The organism is Roseateles sp. 22389 (assembly GCF_052044995.1).
Taxonomy (GTDB): domain Bacteria; phylum Pseudomonadota; class Gammaproteobacteria; order Burkholderiales; family Burkholderiaceae_C; genus Roseateles.
Genome location: NZ_JBQEOF010000025.1, coordinates 3,678 through 20,610 on the forward strand (window position 1 = coordinate 3,678; position 16,933 = coordinate 20,610).

Annotated in this window: 14 protein-coding genes; 8 read left to right on the forward strand and 6 right to left on the reverse strand. The window is 70.0% G+C overall.

The features are described 5' to 3' along the window. Nucleotides 1–1,093 precede the first annotated feature (1,093 nt). The 4 genes from ACTJKJ_RS24390 to ACTJKJ_RS24405 are packed head-to-tail and all read left to right on the forward strand — an operon-like array spanning nucleotide 1,094 to nucleotide 4,707. The gene (locus ACTJKJ_RS24390) at nucleotides 1,094–2,017 is read left to right on the forward strand and encodes a branched-chain amino acid ABC transporter permease (protein ID WP_091723702.1); all 924 of its coding nucleotides are present in this window, start codon (nucleotides 1,094–1,096) and stop codon (nucleotides 2,015–2,017) included. Nucleotides 2,018–2,027: 10 nt separating this feature from the next. Further along, nucleotides 2,028–3,152 carry an ABC transporter permease subunit gene (locus tag ACTJKJ_RS24395; RefSeq protein ID WP_440822641.1) on the forward strand — a complete coding sequence of 375 codons (1,125 nt, stop codon included), beginning with the start codon at nucleotides 2,028–2,030 and terminating at the stop codon, nucleotides 3,150–3,152. A gap of 22 nt (nucleotides 3,153–3,174) precedes the next feature. After that, complete coding sequence (locus tag ACTJKJ_RS24400; protein WP_091723707.1) at nucleotides 3,175–3,966, forward strand: ABC transporter ATP-binding protein; 792 nt, start codon at nucleotides 3,175–3,177, stop codon at nucleotides 3,964–3,966. Between the two features lie 24 nt (nucleotides 3,967–3,990). Beyond that, nucleotides 3,991–4,707 carry an ABC transporter ATP-binding protein gene (locus ACTJKJ_RS24405; protein WP_091723709.1) on the forward strand — a complete coding sequence of 239 codons (717 nt, stop codon included), beginning with the start codon at nucleotides 3,991–3,993 and terminating at the stop codon, nucleotides 4,705–4,707. Nucleotides 4,708–4,871: 164 nt separating this feature from the next. On the opposite strand, the gene ACTJKJ_RS24410 is transcribed toward ACTJKJ_RS24405, so the two are convergent. The 3 genes from ACTJKJ_RS24410 to ACTJKJ_RS24420 all read right to left on the reverse strand — a co-directional run bounded on the left by ACTJKJ_RS24410 (nucleotide 4,872) and on the right by ACTJKJ_RS24420 (nucleotide 7,179). Then, on the reverse strand, nucleotides 4,872–5,390 hold the full coding sequence (locus ACTJKJ_RS24410; protein ID WP_440822642.1) for a GNAT family N-acetyltransferase: 519 nt from the start codon (nucleotides 5,388–5,390) through the stop codon (nucleotides 4,872–4,874). 145 nt (nucleotides 5,391–5,535) lie between these two features. Then, nucleotides 5,536–6,519, reverse strand: coding sequence for an alpha/beta fold hydrolase (locus ACTJKJ_RS24415; RefSeq protein WP_440822644.1), 984 nt, complete (start codon nucleotides 6,517–6,519; stop codon nucleotides 5,536–5,538). A 171-nt stretch (nucleotides 6,520–6,690) separates the two neighbouring features. Continuing rightward, nucleotides 6,691–7,179: a MarR family winged helix-turn-helix transcriptional regulator gene (locus ACTJKJ_RS24420; protein ID WP_297385615.1), complete on the reverse strand. Its 489-nt coding sequence runs from the start codon at nucleotides 7,177–7,179 to the stop codon at nucleotides 6,691–6,693. Nucleotides 7,180–7,383: 204 nt separating this feature from the next. Here ACTJKJ_RS24420 and ACTJKJ_RS24425 point away from each other — a divergent pair, with 204 nt between their 5' ends. Both ACTJKJ_RS24425 and ACTJKJ_RS24430 read left to right on the forward strand, forming a co-directional pair. After that, nucleotides 7,384–8,337, forward strand: coding sequence for an SRPBCC domain-containing protein (locus ACTJKJ_RS24425; protein ID WP_440822647.1), 954 nt, complete (start codon nucleotides 7,384–7,386; stop codon nucleotides 8,335–8,337). Nucleotides 8,338–8,487: 150 nt separating this feature from the next. Continuing rightward, on the forward strand, nucleotides 8,488–9,567 hold the full coding sequence (locus ACTJKJ_RS24430) for a substrate-binding domain-containing protein (RefSeq protein WP_440822649.1): 1,080 nt from the start codon (nucleotides 8,488–8,490) through the stop codon (nucleotides 9,565–9,567). A gap of 12 nt (nucleotides 9,568–9,579) precedes the next feature. Here the strand turns inward: ACTJKJ_RS24430 and ACTJKJ_RS24435 are convergent, their stop codons facing one another. From ACTJKJ_RS24435 to ACTJKJ_RS24445, 3 genes are all read right to left on the reverse strand, one after another. Then, on the reverse strand, nucleotides 9,580–10,479 hold the full coding sequence (locus ACTJKJ_RS24435; RefSeq protein ID WP_440822650.1) for a class I SAM-dependent methyltransferase: 900 nt from the start codon (nucleotides 10,477–10,479) through the stop codon (nucleotides 9,580–9,582). 107 nt (nucleotides 10,480–10,586) lie between these two features. Beyond that, entirely contained in the window at nucleotides 10,587–12,773 is a 2,187-nt protein-coding gene (locus ACTJKJ_RS24440; RefSeq protein WP_440822652.1) for a TonB-dependent receptor, read from the reverse strand. Between the two features lie 108 nt (nucleotides 12,774–12,881). Further along, the gene (locus tag ACTJKJ_RS24445) at nucleotides 12,882–13,244 is read right to left on the reverse strand and encodes a hypothetical protein (protein ID WP_297385625.1); all 363 of its coding nucleotides are present in this window, start codon (nucleotides 13,242–13,244) and stop codon (nucleotides 12,882–12,884) included. A 189-nt stretch (nucleotides 13,245–13,433) separates the two neighbouring features. On the opposite strand from ACTJKJ_RS24445, the gene ACTJKJ_RS24450 reads away from it, so the two are divergent. Continuing rightward, nucleotides 13,434–15,176 (forward strand): Hsp70 family protein, encoded by a 1,743-nt coding sequence (locus ACTJKJ_RS24450; RefSeq protein ID WP_183490794.1) that lies wholly within the window; start codon nucleotides 13,434–13,436, stop codon nucleotides 15,174–15,176. Beyond that, the gene (locus tag ACTJKJ_RS24455) at nucleotides 15,176–16,882 is read left to right on the forward strand and encodes a hypothetical protein (RefSeq protein ID WP_440822655.1); all 1,707 of its coding nucleotides are present in this window, start codon (nucleotides 15,176–15,178) and stop codon (nucleotides 16,880–16,882) included. Before ACTJKJ_RS24450 ends, ACTJKJ_RS24455 begins: the two co-directional genes overlap by 1 nt. Nucleotides 16,883–16,933: the final 51 nt, after the last annotated feature.

The following is a 16,933-nucleotide window of genomic DNA, read 5'->3' on the forward strand; positions in this document are numbered from 1 at the left end:
CAGGCTGTTGTAGGCCTCCAGCGCGCCGGGCAGGCCCAGGTCCGGACCGACGCGCGGATAACGCGCGCTGGCCTGCAGCCGGTCGCGCTCGGACGCGTCGGCGCGGTTGAGCACCGCGTAGCGCCATTCCTCCACCGAGCTCATGATCACCACGCCCTGGTCGTCGGAGACCAGGATGCGCTCCCCCTGCGAGCGCAGGCCCAGGTCGACCCAGGTCGATTCCAGCGGCGCCAGGTTGAGCTTGACGACGATCACGCCCTGCAGCTGCTGGTGGCGGCGCAGCGGATGCAGCAGGAAGAAGTTGGTCGAGCCGCTCAGCCCCGCCTGGCCGGCGTCGGAGGCGAAGAAGTGATGGCGGTCCTGCTCGATGGCCTGCTGCAGGCGCAGCGGCGGGGTCAGCGGCTCGCTGGAGGCGAGCACGCGGCCCTCGGGGTCGGCGACGAAGATCTGCGTCGTGCCCGCGCGCACGTTGACCCGCGCCAGCGCCAGGCTGGCCGACTTGCGCAGGGCCTCGTCGTCGGGATGCTCGACCAGCCGGGTGACGTCGCCATCGATGGCCAGCAGGCTGGGCAGGTAGGCGTGGCGGCCCAGCTCGGTCTGCAGGTTGGAGGCGTAGAGCTCGAGCCGCTCGGTGGCCAGGGCGCTGAGCTGGTCGAGGCTGGCGCGCTCGCTGAGGCGGTGGCCCAGCAGCAGCCCCAGCAGCATCAGCACGCCGGTCAGGTAGAGGTAGAAGGTCGGCCGGCCCAGGAAGTACGCCAGCCGCTGGCGGGCGGAGGAGGTGGCGAAGGAGGAGGTGACGACCGGTTCCATGGGAGACGAAAAATCGCCGTCCAGTGTGCCCAAGTTGGCGCGCGCCTTGCACCCGGCGCACCGGCTTTTTTGCGACTGGCGAGGATTCGCCCGGCTGGCTAGGCGGTTTGTGCGGATTTCCGCACTTCGTTGCGTCGCCGAGACTGGGGAGACATGCCCGGCGGGTGCGCATGGTGGCGCCCGCGTCGGTGAATACCCTTGAAACGGACGGATTGGCACGCGGGTTGCACCCGCAAGCGCCGTCACGCGGCGCGAGCCGTGTCCAACAACATGCTGGGGCCTTATGGAGATACTTTTTCAGCAGATCATCAACGGGCTGGTGCTCGGGAGCATGTATGCCCTCGTCGCGCTGGGCTACACGATGGTTTACGGGATCATCAACCTCATCAACTTCGCGCACGGCGAGGTGCTGATGGCAGGCGCCCTGGTGAGCTGGACCGTCGTCACGGCGCTGGCTGGCCTGGGCCTGCCGGGCTGGCTGCTGATGATCATCGCGCTGGCCTGCGCGATCGTCGTCTGCACGCTGCTCAACTTCGCGATCGAGAAGATCGCCTACCGGCCGCTGCGCAACGCCCCCAGACTCGCGCCGCTGATCACCGCCATGGGCATGTCGCTGCTGCTGCAGACGCTGGCCATGATCATCTGGAAGCCGAACCCCAAGCCCTTCCCGCAACTGCTGCCCACCGATCCGATCCAGATCGGCGGCGCGGTCATCACGGTGACGCAGGTGCTGATCCTGGTCACCACGGTTGTGATCCTGGGCGGCCTGCTGTTCCTGGTGAACCACACCAAGATGGGCCGCGCGATGCGCGCCACCGCCGAGAATCCGCGCGTGGCCGCGCTGATGGGCGTCAAGCCTGACGCGGTCATCTCGCTGACCTTCATCATCGGCGCCGCGCTGGCCGCGGTGGCCGGCCTCATGTGGGCCGCCAACTACGGCACCGTGCAGCACTCGATGGGCTTCATGCCCGGTCTGAAGGCCTTCACCGCCGCGGTGCTGGGCGGCATCGGCAACCTCGCCGGCGCGATGGTCGGCGGCGTGCTGCTGGGCCTGATCGAAGCCATCGGCGCCGGTTACCTCGGCGACCTGACCGGCGGCGTGCTGGGCAGCCATTACGCCGACATCTTCGCCTTCATCGCGCTGATCCTGGTGCTGACGCTGCGTCCGTCGGGCCTGCTGGGCGAACGCGTCGCCGATCGCGCCTGAGGAGCCTCACATGCACAACAAATCCAAGCTGATCACCTTCCTGATCGCCGGCGTGCTGCTGCTGGTGCTGCCGCTGTTCGCGCAGTCCTTCGGCAACGGCCCGGTGCGCATCATCGACCTGGCGCTGCTGTACGTGCTGCTGGCGCTGGGCCTGAACATCGTCGTCGGCTACGCCGGCCTGCTGGACCTGGGCTACGTCGCGTTCTACGCGGTGGGCGCGTATCTCTTCGCGCTGCTCAACAGTCCGCACCTGGCGGAGAACTTCGAGCACATCGCCGCCGCCTTCCCCAACGGGCTGCACCTGCCGCTGCTGCTGGCCATCGCGCTGGCGGCGCTGCTGGCGGGGCTGTTCGGCGTGCTGCTGGGCGCGCCGACGCTGAAGCTGCGCGGCGACTACCTGGCCATCGTGACGCTGGGCTTCGGCGAGATCATCCGCGTGTTCCTGAACAACATGGAATACCCGCTGAACATCACCAACGGCCCGCGCGGCATCGGCCAGATCGACGGCGTCCACTTCCTGGGCTTCGAGTTCAGCCAGAACCACACCTTCTTCGGGATCGAGGTCAACTCGGTGTCGATGTACTACTACCTGTTCCTGGCGCTGGTGATCGCGTCGGTGGTGATCTGCTACCGGCTCGAGAACTCCCGCATCGGCCGCGCCTGGATGGCCATCCGCGAGGACGAGATCGCCGCCAAGGCCATGGGCATCAACACCCGCAACATGAAGCTGCTGGCCTTCGGCATGGGCGCGACCTTCGGCGGCGTGGCCGGCTCGATGTTCGGCGCCTTCCAGGGCTTCGTCTCGCCGGAGTCGTTCAGCCTGCAGGAGTCGGTGATGATCGTGGCCATGGTCGTGCTGGGCGGCATCGGCCACATCCCGGGCGTGATCCTGGGCGCGCTGCTGCTGGCCGCGCTGCCGGAAGTGCTGCGCTACGTCGCCGGTCCGCTGCAGGAGATGACCGACGGCCGCCTGGACGCGGCCATCCTGCGCCAGCTGCTGATCGCGCTGGCGATGATCGTGATCATGCTCATGCGTCCGCGTGGCCTGTGGCCGTCGCCCGAGCACGGCAAGTCGCGGCCGCTGCCCCCCGGGGCACAGCCGCCCGCGAACGCCGGCAGCGCCATCAACGCCTGATCCGTGCCAGGAGCCAGAAAGAATGACTGAAACCGTACTGAAAGTGGCCGGCGCGTCCAAGCGCTTCGGCGGCCTGCAGGCGCTGTCGGATGTGGGCATCGAGATCAAGAAGGGCCAGGTCTATGGCCTGATCGGTCCCAACGGCGCCGGCAAGACGACCTTCTTCAATGTGATCACCGGCCTGTACGTGCCCGATGGCGGCACCTTCGAGCTGGGCGGCCAGGCCTACAAGCCGCAGGCCGTGCACCAGGTGGCCAAGACCGGCATCGCGCGCACCTTCCAGAACATCCGGCTGTTCGCCGAGATGACCGCGCTGGAGAACGTGATGGTGGGCCGCCATGTGCGCACCCATTCGGGCCTGATGGGCGCGGTGTTCCGCACGCCCGGCTTCAAGAAGGAAGAGGCCGAGATCACCGCCCGCGCCCGCGAGCTGCTGGCCTATGTCGGCATCGAGCGGCATGCTGATTTCAAGGCCCGCACGCTGTCCTACGGCGACCAGCGCCGGCTCGAGATCGCGCGCGCGCTGGCGACCGATCCCAAGCTGATCGCGCTGGACGAGCCCGCCGCCGGCATGAACGCGACCGAGAAGGTGGTGCTGCGCGAGCTGATCGACCGCATCCGCAACGACGGCCGCACCATCCTGCTGATCGAGCACGACGTGAAGCTGGTGATGGGCCTGTGCGACCACGTGTCGGTGCTGGACTACGGCAAGCTCATCGCCTCCGGCACGCCGGCGGAGGTGCAGCGCAACCCCAAGGTGATCGAGGCCTACCTCGGCGCGCACGCGGCGCAAGAAGCGCACGCGGCTCCCTGATCCCGACCCATGGAAACTGAAAAGATGGCAGACAACATCCTCCTCCAGGTCGAGGGCCTCAAGGTCGCCTACGGCGGCATCCAGGCAGTCAAGGGCGTGGACTTCGACGTGCGCGAGGGCGAGCTCGTCTCGCTGATCGGCGCCAACGGCGCAGGCAAGACGACGACGCTCAAGGCGGTCACCGGGCTGCAGCCGGTGGCCGTGGGCGACATCAAGTTCCTGGGCCGCTCGATCAAGGGCCAGGGCGCCTGGAACCTGGCCAAGCAGGGCCTGGTGATGGTGCCGGAAGGCCGTGGCACGTTCACGCGCATGACCATCACCGAGAACCTGCAGATGGGCGCGTTCATCCGCAAGGACAACGAGATCGCCGACGACATCGAGAAAGTCTTCGGCCTGTTCCCTCGCTTGAAGGAGCGCCGCGCGCAGCTTGCCGGCACGATGTCCGGCGGCGAGCAGCAGATGCTGGCGATGGGCCGCGCGCTGATGGCGCGCCCCAAGCTGCTGCTGCTGGACGAGCCGTCGATGGGCCTGTCGCCGATCATGGTCGACAAGATCTTCGAGGTCGTGAACGACATCCACCAGCAGGGCGTGACGGTGCTGCTGGTCGAGCAGAACGCCAGCCGCGCGCTGGAGCTGGCCACGCGTGGCTACGTGATGGAGTCGGGCGCGATCACGATGAAGGGCGACGGCAAGGCGCTGCTGAACGATCCGAAGGTACGCGCGGCCTACCTCGGCGAGTGAGCGACCTCGCGACGGGACCTTCCCGTCGCCGCCAACGACACAGGGCCCCGCTGGGGCCCTGATTCATTGGTGGTCAGCGCGCGCAACTCAGGCCTCGCCCGGGCGGTCGCGCGGCACCATCTCGAGGTAGTCCGCGATGCGGCCGCCGTCCAGCGGCTTGACCATCACCCGCAGCGAGTTGACGCGCTGGCCCATGCTGATGCCATCGCGCCGGCGCACCTCGGCAAAGCCCTGGCGCTCCCAGAAGCGTTCCGCGCGGTCGTTGCCGACGACCACCCCCAGCCGCACCCACGCGGCGNGCCGCGGCGCCGCATCCAGCGTTCGAGTTCGGCGTAGATCTCGCGCGCGGCCGGCGAGCCATGCAATTCGGTGGCGACGATGAACAGCCCCACCAGCCAGACCCGCGGCGCCATCAGGTCGGACACCAGCGAGGCCATCGCGACCAGTTCGCCTTGGTCGTCCGCATAACCCAGCAAGCGCTTGGCGCTGAAGCTCCATCCTTCGGGGGGAAGGTCGCGGATCTCCTCGCGGGCCTCGTCCGGACGGGGTGGGGCGCCGTTGACCTGCTCGAAGTAGAGGGGGTTCCGTTCATAGAACCGCTGCAGCAGGTCCTCGTCGCTGGCCTGCAGTTCGAGCACGTGAACGCGGGGCAGCGACAAGGAGGGGGGAAGGGGGATCGGCATCGGCGAGGTCCACGAGCCGGCGCCTCGCGGCGCCGTCCATCGGAAAGATCACCGAGCGTACCAAACGTCACGCCAGCCGAAATCCCGCGTGGCCCTTCCCCCGAAGGTGGGGGAAGGGCAGCGGCGGGTCACGCCGCGTCGACGATCACTGGCGGATGAAGGCCAGCAGATCGGCGTTGACGCGCTCCTTGTGCGTGTCGGTCAGGCCATGCGGCGCGCCCGGGTAGACGATCAGCTTCGCGCCCTTGATCAGCTTGGCCGACGCGCGGCCGGAGATGTCGATCGGCACGATCTGGTCGTCGTCGCCATGGATGACCAGCGTGGGCTTGTCGAACTTCTTCAGGTCCTCGGTGAAGTCGGTCTCGGAGAACGCCTTGATCGAGTCATAGGTGTTCTTGTGGCCGCCTTGCATGCCCTGGAACCACCAGTTGTCGATCAGGCCCTGCGAGACCTTGGCGCCCGGGCGGTTGAAGCCGTAGAACGGGCCGCTGGGGATGTCCTTGTAGAGCTGCGAGCGGTTGCCCAGCTGCGCGGCGCGGATGCCGTCGAAGACCTCCTTGGGCACGCCGTTGGGGTTCTTGTCGGACTTGACCATGATCGGCGGCACGGCCGAGACCAGCACCGCCTTGGCCACGCGCGCGGTGCCGTGGCGGCCGATGTAGCGGGCGACCTCGCCGCCGCCGGTGGAGAAGCCGACCAGCACCGCGTTCTTCAGGTCCAGGGTCTCGATCACGGTGGCCAGGTCGTCGGCGTAGTGGTCCATGTCGTTGCCGTCCCAGGGCTGGCTGGAGCGGCCGTGGCCGCGACGGTCATGGGCGATCACGCGATAGCCCTGGTCGGCCAGGAAGATCATCTGCGACTCCCAGCTGTCCGAGTTCAGCGGCCAGCCGTGGCTGAAGACGACGGGCTGGCCGTTCTTCGGACCCCAGTCCTTGTAATAGAGCTGCACGCCGTCCTTGGTCGTGATGTAGCTGCCGGACGGCTGCGCGCTCGCCACTTGTGCGGGCGCGGCCTTGGCGCCGGCGGCCAGCGCGGGCGTGGCGACCGCGCCGGCGGCGGCGATGGCCAGGGTCGAGAGCGCCAGCAACTGGCGGCGCGATTGACGGGCGAGGGTGGAGAGGGCGTTCATGGTGGTGGCTCCTTCAGGGGGATCGCGACGAGGCGCGGTGGTGGGATGCGGGGGGCAAGCGGATGGATGTCTGATTGCTTGCTAATAGTTTGTGTGCGAATTAAATGGCGGGCATGCGGGCGGTTGTTGGCGGTGAGAGGAGGGTGAGGAGGGGGTGAGAGGAGGACGGCTTCAGCCGGATTTGCGGGCCATCCGCTCGCGCAGGGCGAGCAAGCGGTCGCGCAGGTCGATGAGCTCGGCCAGTTCGGTGTCCGAGGCATCGACGATGCATTGGGGTAGATGGCTCGCGCGCTGGCGCAGGCCGCGACCGGCAGGGGTCAGCGTGATCAGCACCTGGCGCTCGTCCTGCGGCGAACGATCGCGGCTGACCAGGCCGGCGGCCTCCAGGCGCTTGAGGAGCGGCGTCACCGTCGGGGAGTCGAGGAAGACCCGTTCCGCGATCTCGCCGACAGTCAGGCCGTCGCGTTCCCACAGCACCAGCATCACGAGGTATTGCGGGTAGGTGATCTCGAGGTCCTTCAGCAGCTCGCGGTAGACCTTGTTCAGTCCCAGCATCGTCGAGTAGATCGCGAAGCAGAGCTGTTCATCGATCTGCTGCGGGACACAGACGGCAGGCGTGCCGGTCGTGGTCTGCTGCTTGGAGGAGGTGGTGCGTGCCATGGGGATGAAATTTACTTCGCATGCGAATGAATGGCAAGCGAAAAGATTTGCCGGGGTTCGCGGCAGGGGCTTCGGCTGGGCAGAATGCGCCGCGGGAGGAAATGAACGACGCAAGACCAACAGAATGAGCCGGCGCCCGGCGCCGGCGCGACGGCACTGGATGCGATCACGCGTCATCCCCGTACCTGGGGGCGCCGCGGCTGGGTGGCGGTGCTGGTGGGGGCGCTGTACGGGCTGCTGATGCGCGTGATGTTCGGGAAGGTCCAGGTCTGGGCGCCATGGCTGGGGCTTTCCCGGGACGACGGCTACGTGATGAGCCTGGGCTTCGTGCACCTGACGCCGATGGTGGCGGGCGCGATCACGATCTATGGCATGCGCGCGTCGCGGCCCACCTGGACGCAGGCGGCCTTCGCGCCCTGGGCGGCCACGGCGCTGATGATGATCGGCGCGATGGTGACGCTGCTGGAAGGCGCGATCTGCGTGGTGCTGATGACGCCGCTCTTTCTCGCGATGGCGTCGATCGGCGGCGTGGTGATGAACCTGGTCCTGCGCCACACGCGCCTGGGGACGCTGCAACTGGGCGTGCTGGCGGTCCTGCCCTTGCTGGTCGCCGCGTTCGACAGCCCCTTGACAGCGGAGCGCTGGCAGCGCATCGACCGGTCGGTGATCGTCGAGGCGCCGCCGGAGCGCCTCTGGGCGGAGATCGTCGCGGCGCGGGACATCCGGCGCGATGAGTTTCCCCGCACCTGGATCCATCTGATCGGTGTGCCGCGGCCCGTCGAGGGCATCCAGCGGATGACCCCGCACGGCGAGGTCCGCGTGTCGCGCTGGGAGCGCGGCGTGCATTTCCTCGGCCACGTGACCGAGCGCGTCGAGGGACGGCGGCTGGCGTGGCGCTACGAGTTCTCGCCGGACTCGTTCCCGCCGGGCACGATGGACGAGCATGTCGTCATCGGCGGACGTTACTTCGACCTCGGCGAGACACGCTTCACCCTGACGCCGCTGCCGGCCGGCCGCACGCGGCTGGACATCGAGTCCCACTTCCGCGTCACCTCCAGCTTCAACGGTTATGCGGTGGCCGTGGCGGAGTTCCTCGGGCGGGACTTCGTGGACGGCTTGCTCGCGCTCTACAAGCGCCGCGCCGAGACCCCGGCCTGAGCGCGGTCAGAGGGGCGGCCCGAGGCCCGGTCCGGCGCGCGGTCCGGCGTGGCGGGCGGGCCTTGCTTGAACCGCGCTCGGCCCCCCTCGCTTGCCCGATGGCGCGACGGTCCCGACGGGAGCAAGATCGCGCCCCGAGGAGACCTATCGATGAACGTCCGCCGCCCTGCCGGGTTGCGCCGCCGCACCCTGTCGGTCGCGGTGGTGGCCGGTCTCGCACTGGCCGCCGCGGCGCAGGCCTCGTCCGGCCCGACCGCCTCGCCGGGGGCGAGCAAGGAAGCGCCGCGCCGGGTGACCTTCATCGCGCAGGATTTCCGCAACGGCGGCATCGCCGCCGTCTTCCGCGGTTTCGAGGAGGCCTGCCGGGAACTGGGCTGGACGCTCACCGTCAGCAACGGCAACGGTGAACGCGCCAAGGTGCGCGCGCATTTCGAGCGCGCGGTCGCCAGCAGCGCCGAGGGCATCGTGCTGGGCGGCTTCAACGAGACCGACATCGCCGACCTGATGCCGACCGAGGCCGGCGCCGCCAAGCCCATGCTGGTGGGCTGGCACGCAGCCGCCCGCCCGGGCGCCACGCCGCTGCTGCAGGCCAACGTGACGACGGAGCCGGCCGCCGTCGCGGAGAAGGCGGTGGAACTGGTGGTCCAGTCCGAGCGGGCGCGCGTGGGGGTGGTGATCTTCAGCGACAGCCGCTTCGAGATCGCCAACGTCAAGACGCGGCGCATGGTCGAGGTGCTGCAGCGCTGCGCGCGCTGCGAGGTGCTTGGCGTCGAGGACATGCCGATCTCCGACGCCTCGCGCGCGATGCCGGCGGCGCTGACGCGGCTGCAGCAGCGCCACGGCGCGCGCTGGACCCATGTGCTGGCGATCAACGACGTCTACATGGATTCGCTGAGTTTTCCGCTGCGCGCGATGGGGCGGTCGGACATCGTCGGCATCGCGGCCGGGGACGGCTCGCGCACCGCGCTCAGCCGCATCCGGTCGGGCCGCTCGATGCAGTTCGCCACGATCGCCGAACCGACCGGCTTGCAAGGCTGGCAGTTGGCGGACGAGCTGCGGCGGGGCTTCGCCGGTCAGCCGCCGAGCGGTCGCGTCGCGCAGCCGGTCGCGGTGACGACCGCGCTGCTGCAGGGGCTGTCGGCGACGGCCGGCATCGACGACGCGTTGTCGTACCGCGAAACCTATCGGCTGGAGTGGTTCGGCGCGCCGGGGGGCTCACCGCGTCCCTGAGCGGCCACGCGCTCACGCATCGAGCGCGGACGAGGGCAGCGCATCCATCTCGCCGTGATCACGCTTGCGGCGGCAGAAGAACTCCCACACCGACTTCGGCCTGCCGTAGCGGCTCAGCGTGCGCTTGTCCAGGTGCTCGATCTCGAAGCAGGCCGTGAGCACCTCCTCGAGCTTCGCGCGAGTGAAGAACTGCTTGGCGACACCATCGACCGGCGTCAGCACCCAGCTCGAGGCATCGTCCGGCGCGCCGTAGTGCCAGTCATCCTCCGCGTTCACGCAGCCAATGAGCTTGCCCTCCGGCGCCAGCACGCGCGCAATCTCGCACAGCGCGCGGCGGGTGTCCTCGCGGTCGAAGTAATGCAGCGACAGCTGTGCAACGGCCAGGTCAAACTCACCGTCACGCAGCATCGGCATCGCCCTCACATCCGCCAGCAGGTGGCGCGCCCGCGGCGAATGCCGCCGGCAACGCGCCAGCGCCTCGGCGGAAATGTCGATGCCAGTGACGTCGACGCCCAGCTCCAACAAGGCAGCCGTCTCCCAACCATCGCCACAGCCGATGTCCAGCGCGCGTCGCACGCCCGGCAATCGATGCTGCCAGCCAGTGAGCCACGCATCCTGATGGCTCAGCGGGTGCGAGGCGTATCGGCGGTCCCAGACGGCGGAGGGAGACTCGTCGCTCGGCGGCTCGTCGGCTTCGGTTGGGGGCGGCTCCAAGGCCTCCTGCGGCGACCGAGCACCAGCGGAAGGCGCCGGGGCCCCTTTCCGCTCAATCGCCTCCTCACGCTCGGCATTCGCTTCAAGGGGCCCCGGCGCCTCCCGCTTCGAGGCAGCCAGCGGTTCGTCGTGAGCGCGCGCGGAGGGCGCGGTGGCTGTCGCGCTGGCGGCGGTGCGGTCGGGCGGCGGTGCAGTCATGCACCGCAGCCTACCAAGACCACGACCGCTTCGCCGTGCGCCAAACCACCTTCGCCCGATCCAGGCGACAGGGGCCGCACCCGGCGGCGCAGCCGCCCCCCGTGGGCTCAGAACTCCTTCGTCAGGCTGACGTAGACGGTGCGGCGCTGGCCGTACTGCGGCGCGCCGACGCCGATGCCGGAGCCGTCACGCAACTGGTAGACCTTGTCGAACAGGTTCACCACCGACAGCCGCGCCTCCACCGGACCGCCGCCGCCCAGGTCCAGGCGCTTGCTGAGGTCGGCATTGACCGTGGTGTAGGACGGCAGGTGCGTGGTGTTGGCGAAACCGTTGCGCAAGCCCGACCCGAACAACGCGCTGGCGCCGACCGCATAACCGTCGCCGACCCGGACATTGACCCCGGCCGAAGCGCTCAGCTTCTGCTCGTGGTCCAGGTGCACCCAGTTGCTGGCGATGAAGTCGAGCTCGTCCTGCTCGAAGTTGAACTGCCCCGTCTCGACCTGCTTCGCCCGCGCGTGCGTGGTGCCCAGGTTGGCGTAGGCGGACCAGTCCTTCTCCTTGTAGTTCGCCGTCAGGTCCACGCCGTAGACGCGGCCATGCGCGTAGTTGAAGGCGGAATAGATCAGCGCGTTGCCGAACTGGCCCTCGTCCTGCAGGTGCTGCACGGCGCGGTAGTAGCCGTCCACGCCGAGGGTGAGCTTGGGCGTGACCTGCCAGACCGCGCCGGCATCGTAGTAGTTCGAGCGCTCGGAGCGCACCGCGGTGTTGGCGTCCGACGGCAGCGCGTTGGTCGTGCCGGCGAAGGCGCTGACCGAGGTGGTGTCGATCTTCTCCGTCGGCGGCGGCGTGAAGTAGCGCGCGTAGCCGGCATGCAGGCGCAGCGCGGGCGTGGCGTCCCAGACCAGGCCCACGCGCGGGCTCAGCTGGTGTTCCTTGGTGACGGTGTCGACCTGGTCGTAGCGCGCGCCGTAGTTCAGCGTCAGCGTGCGGTCCAGCTTCCATTCGTCCTGCAGGTAGGCGCCCCAGAGGTGGCCGCCCAGGCGGCCGCTGTCGGCGATGCTGATCGGCGTGGCGCTGGTGGCGTTGCCGTCGTCGTCGGCGGGGAAGACCAGCGCGTCGTTGCGCGTGCTGGCGTGCTCGCGCTGGGCGAAGAGGCCGCTGCGCAGCGTGTGCGCGCTGTCCAGACGCCAGCTCATGTCGGCCTGCACGCCGTTGGCCTCGTTGCGGCGCAGGATGTCCGCCGCGACGCCCAGGTACTGCAGGTCGCCGACGGCGTCGGGCGAGTAATGCACGTCGGTGTAGCGGTGGAAGAGCGAGACCTGGTAGTCGACCGTGTCGCCGATCGCGGCCTGGTAGCTCACGACGGCGAAGCGGTTGCGCTCGCGCTGGTGCGCGTCGAGCGTGCTCGAGTCCTTGTCCGGCGTGCCGTCCAGCGCGAACGCGGTCGACTGCCCTGGCGAGTTGGGGATCTGGAACCGGTTGTTGGTGATGCCGGCCATGGCGGTGATGCGGCTGTCGTCGCCCAGCAGGTAGGACACGAGGCCGAAGGCCTTGCCCTGGTGCGTGCGGTCGTGGAGCGCGTCGCGCGAGGCTGTCGGGTTCTCGATGCCCAGGTCGTTGCCGAGGAAGGAGCCGCTGAACTCGTAGCTGAGGCGGCCCTGCGTGCCGTGGACCGAGAGGTCGAGCTCGCGCGAGCGCTGCGTGCCCAGCGTGATGCCGGCGCTGCCGGCGAAGGGCTTGTCGTCGTCGCCGACGCCCTGGGTGGTGATGTCGACGATGCCGGCGGTCCGGTAGCCGTATTGCGCCGGCAAGGCGCCGGTGAGCAGGCTGATGCGGTCGGCGAAGCGGGTCTCCAGCGTCTGGCCGAAGCCGCTGATCGCCTCCGGAATGACGACGCCGTTGATGCGGTACTGCAGGTTGGCATGGTCGCCGCGCACGTGCAGGCCGCCATAGGAGTCCTGCACCACGCCCGGGGCCTGCAGCAGGACCTGGTTCAGCGGCGTGTCGTCGCCTTGCGGGAGGCGGCCGATGTCGGCCTTGCTGAACTTGTAGATCGTGCTGCCGGTGTCGGGCGACAGGCCGTTGCGCGCGGCATCCAGGCGACTGCGCGCGCCCTGGACCTGGACCGTGGGCAGCGCCTGGTCGGCGGTGGGCGTCGCGTCGGCGCTGGCGGACGAGGAGGAGGGCGAGGGCGAGGCGGGGGCAGCGTCGTCGGCGCGCGCGGGCAGGGCGAGCAGCAGCGGATAGGCGAGCGACAGGGACAGCGCGAGGACGCGCAGCGGAGGATGAGTCATGGTGTTTCTCTGGAAATTTGGAATCGGTCGAGCGCGCGCCAGGTGTCCCGCCTGCGCTTCAAGAAAGCGTTCAGGCGCGGGCGGCAGGCGTCGCGGTCAGGCGGGGATTCAGATCGCCAGGGGCGGGCCGCGGCTGCGCGGCGGCGGCGCGGGGAGCGCGCGCGGGGCGAGCTCGGCGGGCGCCGTCTGGACGTGGGCGGCCTCGGCGAGCGCGAACACGGGCGCTTCGGCGCGCGCCGAGGCGGCCAGGTCGTCGAAGGCCAGGCAGGTTTCGCACAGCGGGTCGACGGGCAGCGGATCCGCGTCGGCATGGGGCTGGCCGTCCTGCGCGTCGGTGCCATGCGCGACGGTGGCGCCGGCCGGCGCATGCCCCCGCGCATCGGTCAGGTGACCGATGCCGTGCCACACCGCGCCCTGCTGCGACAGCAGCATGAGCAGCGGGAGCAACCAGTGCAGGAGGTGCTTGCGCATGGGGCGCGATTATGGGGCCGCCGCGATCCGCGCAATTCGTCACGCGCGCTGTCGCCTTGTCCCGTCAACCCCCCGCGAGGGCGATGGGGCGTCGCCTGGCCGGTGGATAGTGTGGCGCGTCGCTCGCGGACCACCGCGCGCACGGCGGCATGGCCCGCACCGATTTCCCGCTTGTCTCATCCTCGATCCATGACCGCCTCTGCGTTCGTCCCCGACCTCGTCGGCATTGACCTCGGTACCACCCACTCGCTGGTCGCCTACTGGCGCGACGGCGCCTCCCACCTGATCCCCAACGCGCTGGGCCAGACGCTCACGCCGTCGGTGGTGAGCCTGGACGAGGACGGCAGCGTGCTGGTCGGCGTCGCGGCGCGCGAGCGGTTGCAATCGCATCCGGACCGCACGGTGGCGAGCTTCAAGCGCGGCATGGGCACCGCGACCAGCTATGCGCTGGGCGACCGGAAGTTCCGCGCCGAGGAGCTGTCGGCGATGGTGCTGCGCGCGCTGCGCGCCGACGTGCGGGCCTGCTTCGGACAGGACGTCGACCGCGCCGTGATCACCGTGCCGGCCTACTTCTCCGACGCGCAGCGGGCGGCGACGCGCAATGCCGGCCTGATCGCCGGCTTCGTCGAGGTCAGCCTGCTCAACGAACCGACCGCCGCCGCGCTGGCCTACGGCCTCAACGAGCAGGAAGACAGCCAGTTCCTCGTGTTCGACTTCGGCGGCGGCACCTTCGACGTGTCCATCCTCGAGCTGTTCTCCGGCGTGATGGAGGTGCGCGCCACGGCGGGCGACAACCAGCTCGGCGGCGACGACGTGGACGCCTGCCTCGAGCGCTGGGTGATGAGCGCGGCCGGCCTGCCCGATGCGCTGCTGCGCGATGAGCGCTTCGTCTCCAGGCTCAAGGCGCGCTGCGAAGCGGCCAAGCGCGCGCTGGGGCCGTCCGGCGCGGTGCCGATCGCGTTCCAGCACGAGTCGCACACCGTCGACCTGACGCTGCACGCCGAGGAGTTCGAGCGGCTTATCCAGCCCGTGCTGGAGCGCCTGCGCCAGCCGGTGGAGACCGCGATCCGCGACGCCCGCATCGGCACCGCCGACCTGTCGGCGATCGTGCTGGCCGGCGGCAGCTCGCGCCTCCACGCAGTGCGGCAACTGGTGACGCGGATGTTCGGCAAGTTCCCGAACGCCAGCATCAACCCGGACGAGGTCGTCGCGCTGGGCGCGGCGGTGCAAGCCGGGCTGAAGGCCAATGCGGCGGAACTGGCCGAGCGGGTGATGACCGACGTCTGCCCCTATTCCCTGGGCATCGAGAGCGCCAGGCAGGTGAGCGCCGACCGGCTGACGGCCGGCTTCATGTCGCCGATCCTGCCGCGCAACACCGTCGTGCCGGCCAGCCGCGTCGAGTCGTTCTCGCCCATCCATCCGCAGCAGAAGTCCATCCAGGTCCGGGTGTACCAGGGCGAGGCGCGGCTGGTGAAGGACAACATCCTGCTCGGCCAGTTCGACGTGGACCTGCCGCGCTTCAGCGCCGAGCACCGGCCCCACATCGACGTGCGCTTCACCTACGACATCGACGGCCTGCTCGAGGTCGAAGCCACGCCGATGCTGGCCGATCGCTCCGCGGGCGAGCCGCAGCGCCTGGTGATCCAGAACTCCGACGAGCGGCTGTCGCCGCAGGAGGTGGCGCAGCGGCTGAAGGCGCTGTCAGAGCTGAAGCTGCATCCGCGCGAGCGCATGGAGGTGCGCGCGCTCGTCGCCCGCGCCGAGCGCCTGTTCATGCAGGTCGGCCGCGAGGACCGTGAGCAGCTGGGCACGGCGATCACGCGCTTCGAGCTCGACCTCGACTCGCAGGAGCCGCGTCGCATCGAGCAGGGCGGCGAGATGCTGCAGCGCCTGGTGCGCGCGATCGAGGCCGACTCGCCGCTGGGGGTCTGATGCCGGTATTCCTGCCCAGCTACTTCGTCGCGCTCGGCCTGGACGAGCGGGCCACGGAGGCGGACGTCAAGGCCGCCTACGCCGCCCGGCTCAAGCGCCTGGACCGCGCGCGCGACCCCCAGGGGTTCCAGGCCTTGCGGGGTCACTACGAGGCGGCGATCGCGCACCTGCGCGAAGGGCGCGGGTTCCACGAGATCGAGATCCAGGACGGCGATCCCACCGACGACGACGCGCCGGAGGAAGCGCCAGACGAGGCTTCGGACGAAGCGCCGGGTCATGCGCCGAGCGACGTGCCCGACGAAGCGTCGGCCTCCGCGCCATCGCCGTCGCCTGCGCCTGCGGCCCCGGCGGATCCCCGGCCACGACCGCCACCCCAACCCGACCTGGAGGTGGATCCGGAGCGGGTCGCCGGGGTCGCCTATGAGGACTTCCTTGCGGCGTTCTGGCGCGTCGACGCCCGCGCACTGGCCGCCGCGGTCGGCTTGCTGCGGAATGCGCTGGCGTCGCCGGCGCTGGCCTCGCTGGCGGTGCGCGAGGCGTTTGAACGCCGTGTCGTCGGCGCGCTGTTGAGCCGCAGCCTGCGCCGCCGCTCCGGCCTGCTGCTCTTCGCCGCCATCGAGGCCTTCCGCTGGTCGGAGCGCCAGCCGCTGCTGCCGGCGGACGGTGATGAGGCCGGCCTGCATCGATGGATCGACGCGGCCTTGCTGCTCGACGAGCGCACCCGCACGATCTGGCTGTGGCTGGCGGAGGAGCCGCGCCCGGCGCTGATCGACGCGGTGCCGCTGCATCGCGAGTTCGACTGGAACAGCGCCGTGCGCGAGATCTGCTGCCAGCCGGGCGAGCTCGGACGCTGGCACGCGCTGGCGGTCGGCGAGCCGGCCGCGCCGGCGCCGCGGGAAGCGCCGCCGCCCCGGCTCGGCGATCCACCGCCGCCGTCGCGCACCACCTGGCGCGAGTGGCTGCAATGGCTGAGGTCGCCAGCCTTCCTGCTGCTGATCGCGCCGCTGCTGACGGCGGGCCTGGTCATGTCGCTGCTGTGGATGCGCGGCGAGGATCCCAACGCGCCCAAGCCGCTGAGCTGCGCCGACCGTTTCGCCGCCGCGTCGCAGGCGCACTGGAAGGCGCTGAGCATCGGGCAGGTCGAGCTGCTGAACCGCTGCGCCCACGAGGCGCCGCCACCCAAGTGCCAGGACCGCGAGCACCTGAAGCGCCTGACCCGACTGGCGGTGGTGATCGTCAGCTCGCGTGACGGCGGCTCCGCCGACATGACGTATTTCTTCGGCAAGGACGAGGTGGTGCTCGACCCGGAGGATGGGCTGCTGGTCGCGACGCGCGGGGAGCCCTGCGACCGGGCGGCCTGGGAGCTCTATCGACAGGGCAGCTGGCTGCGGATGGGGCATGGGCCGACGGCGGAGGCGATCGTGCGCCGGGCTGCCGTCTGCACGCAGATGGCCGGGCCGACGCGGGGCGATGCCGCGCCGTCGATGCTCAGCCTGGCGAGCGAGTGGTCGGCCGACGACTGGGCCTTCAAGCTGCTGAGCCGGACCGATGCCTGGCAGGTGGCCACGCACCCGAACGGCTTGGCGGGCCTCCCGCCGGCGCCGATCAAGCTGGATTCGCTGGTCACCACCGACCCCAAGCTCACCGAGGCGCGGGTCGAAAGCTGGGAAGAGAAGGCACCGGCCTGCGTGGCCGGCGGCCGCTGACGCTGGCGGTCGAGCGCGTGCTGTCGAGCGCGTGCTGTCGATCGCGCGCTC

Bases quoted from the DNA above. Each gene is read 5' to 3' on its own strand.
- ACTJKJ_RS24390 (WP_091723702.1), top strand. From the start codon at position 1,094: ATGGAGATACTTTTTCAGCAGATCATCAACGGGCTGGTGCTCGGGAGC.
- ACTJKJ_RS24395 (WP_440822641.1), top strand. From the start codon at position 2,028: ATGCACAACAAATCCAAGCTGATCACCTTCCTGATCGCCGGCGTGCTG.
- ACTJKJ_RS24400 (WP_091723707.1), top strand. From the start codon at position 3,175: ATGACTGAAACCGTACTGAAAGTGGCCGGCGCGTCCAAGCGCTTCGGC.
- ACTJKJ_RS24405 (WP_091723709.1), top strand. From the start codon at position 3,991: ATGGCAGACAACATCCTCCTCCAGGTCGAGGGCCTCAAGGTCGCCTAC.
- ACTJKJ_RS24415 (WP_440822644.1), bottom strand. From the start codon at position 6,519: ATGAACGCCCTCTCCACCCTCGCCCGTCAATCGCGCCGCCAGTTGCTG.
- ACTJKJ_RS24420 (WP_297385615.1), bottom strand. From the start codon at position 7,179: ATGGCACGCACCACCTCCTCCAAGCAGCAGACCACGACCGGCACGCCT.
- ACTJKJ_RS24430 (WP_440822649.1), top strand. From the start codon at position 8,488: ATGAACGTCCGCCGCCCTGCCGGGTTGCGCCGCCGCACCCTGTCGGTC.
- ACTJKJ_RS24435 (WP_440822650.1), bottom strand. From the start codon at position 10,479: ATGACTGCACCGCCGCCCGACCGCACCGCCGCCAGCGCGACAGCCACC.
- ACTJKJ_RS24440 (WP_440822652.1), bottom strand. From the start codon at position 12,773: ATGACTCATCCTCCGCTGCGCGTCCTCGCGCTGTCCCTGTCGCTCGCC.
- ACTJKJ_RS24445 (WP_297385625.1), bottom strand. From the start codon at position 13,244: ATGCGCAAGCACCTCCTGCACTGGTTGCTCCCGCTGCTCATGCTGCTG.
- ACTJKJ_RS24450 (WP_183490794.1), top strand. From the start codon at position 13,434: ATGACCGCCTCTGCGTTCGTCCCCGACCTCGTCGGCATTGACCTCGGT.
- ACTJKJ_RS24455 (WP_440822655.1), top strand. From the start codon at position 15,176: ATGCCGGTATTCCTGCCCAGCTACTTCGTCGCGCTCGGCCTGGACGAG.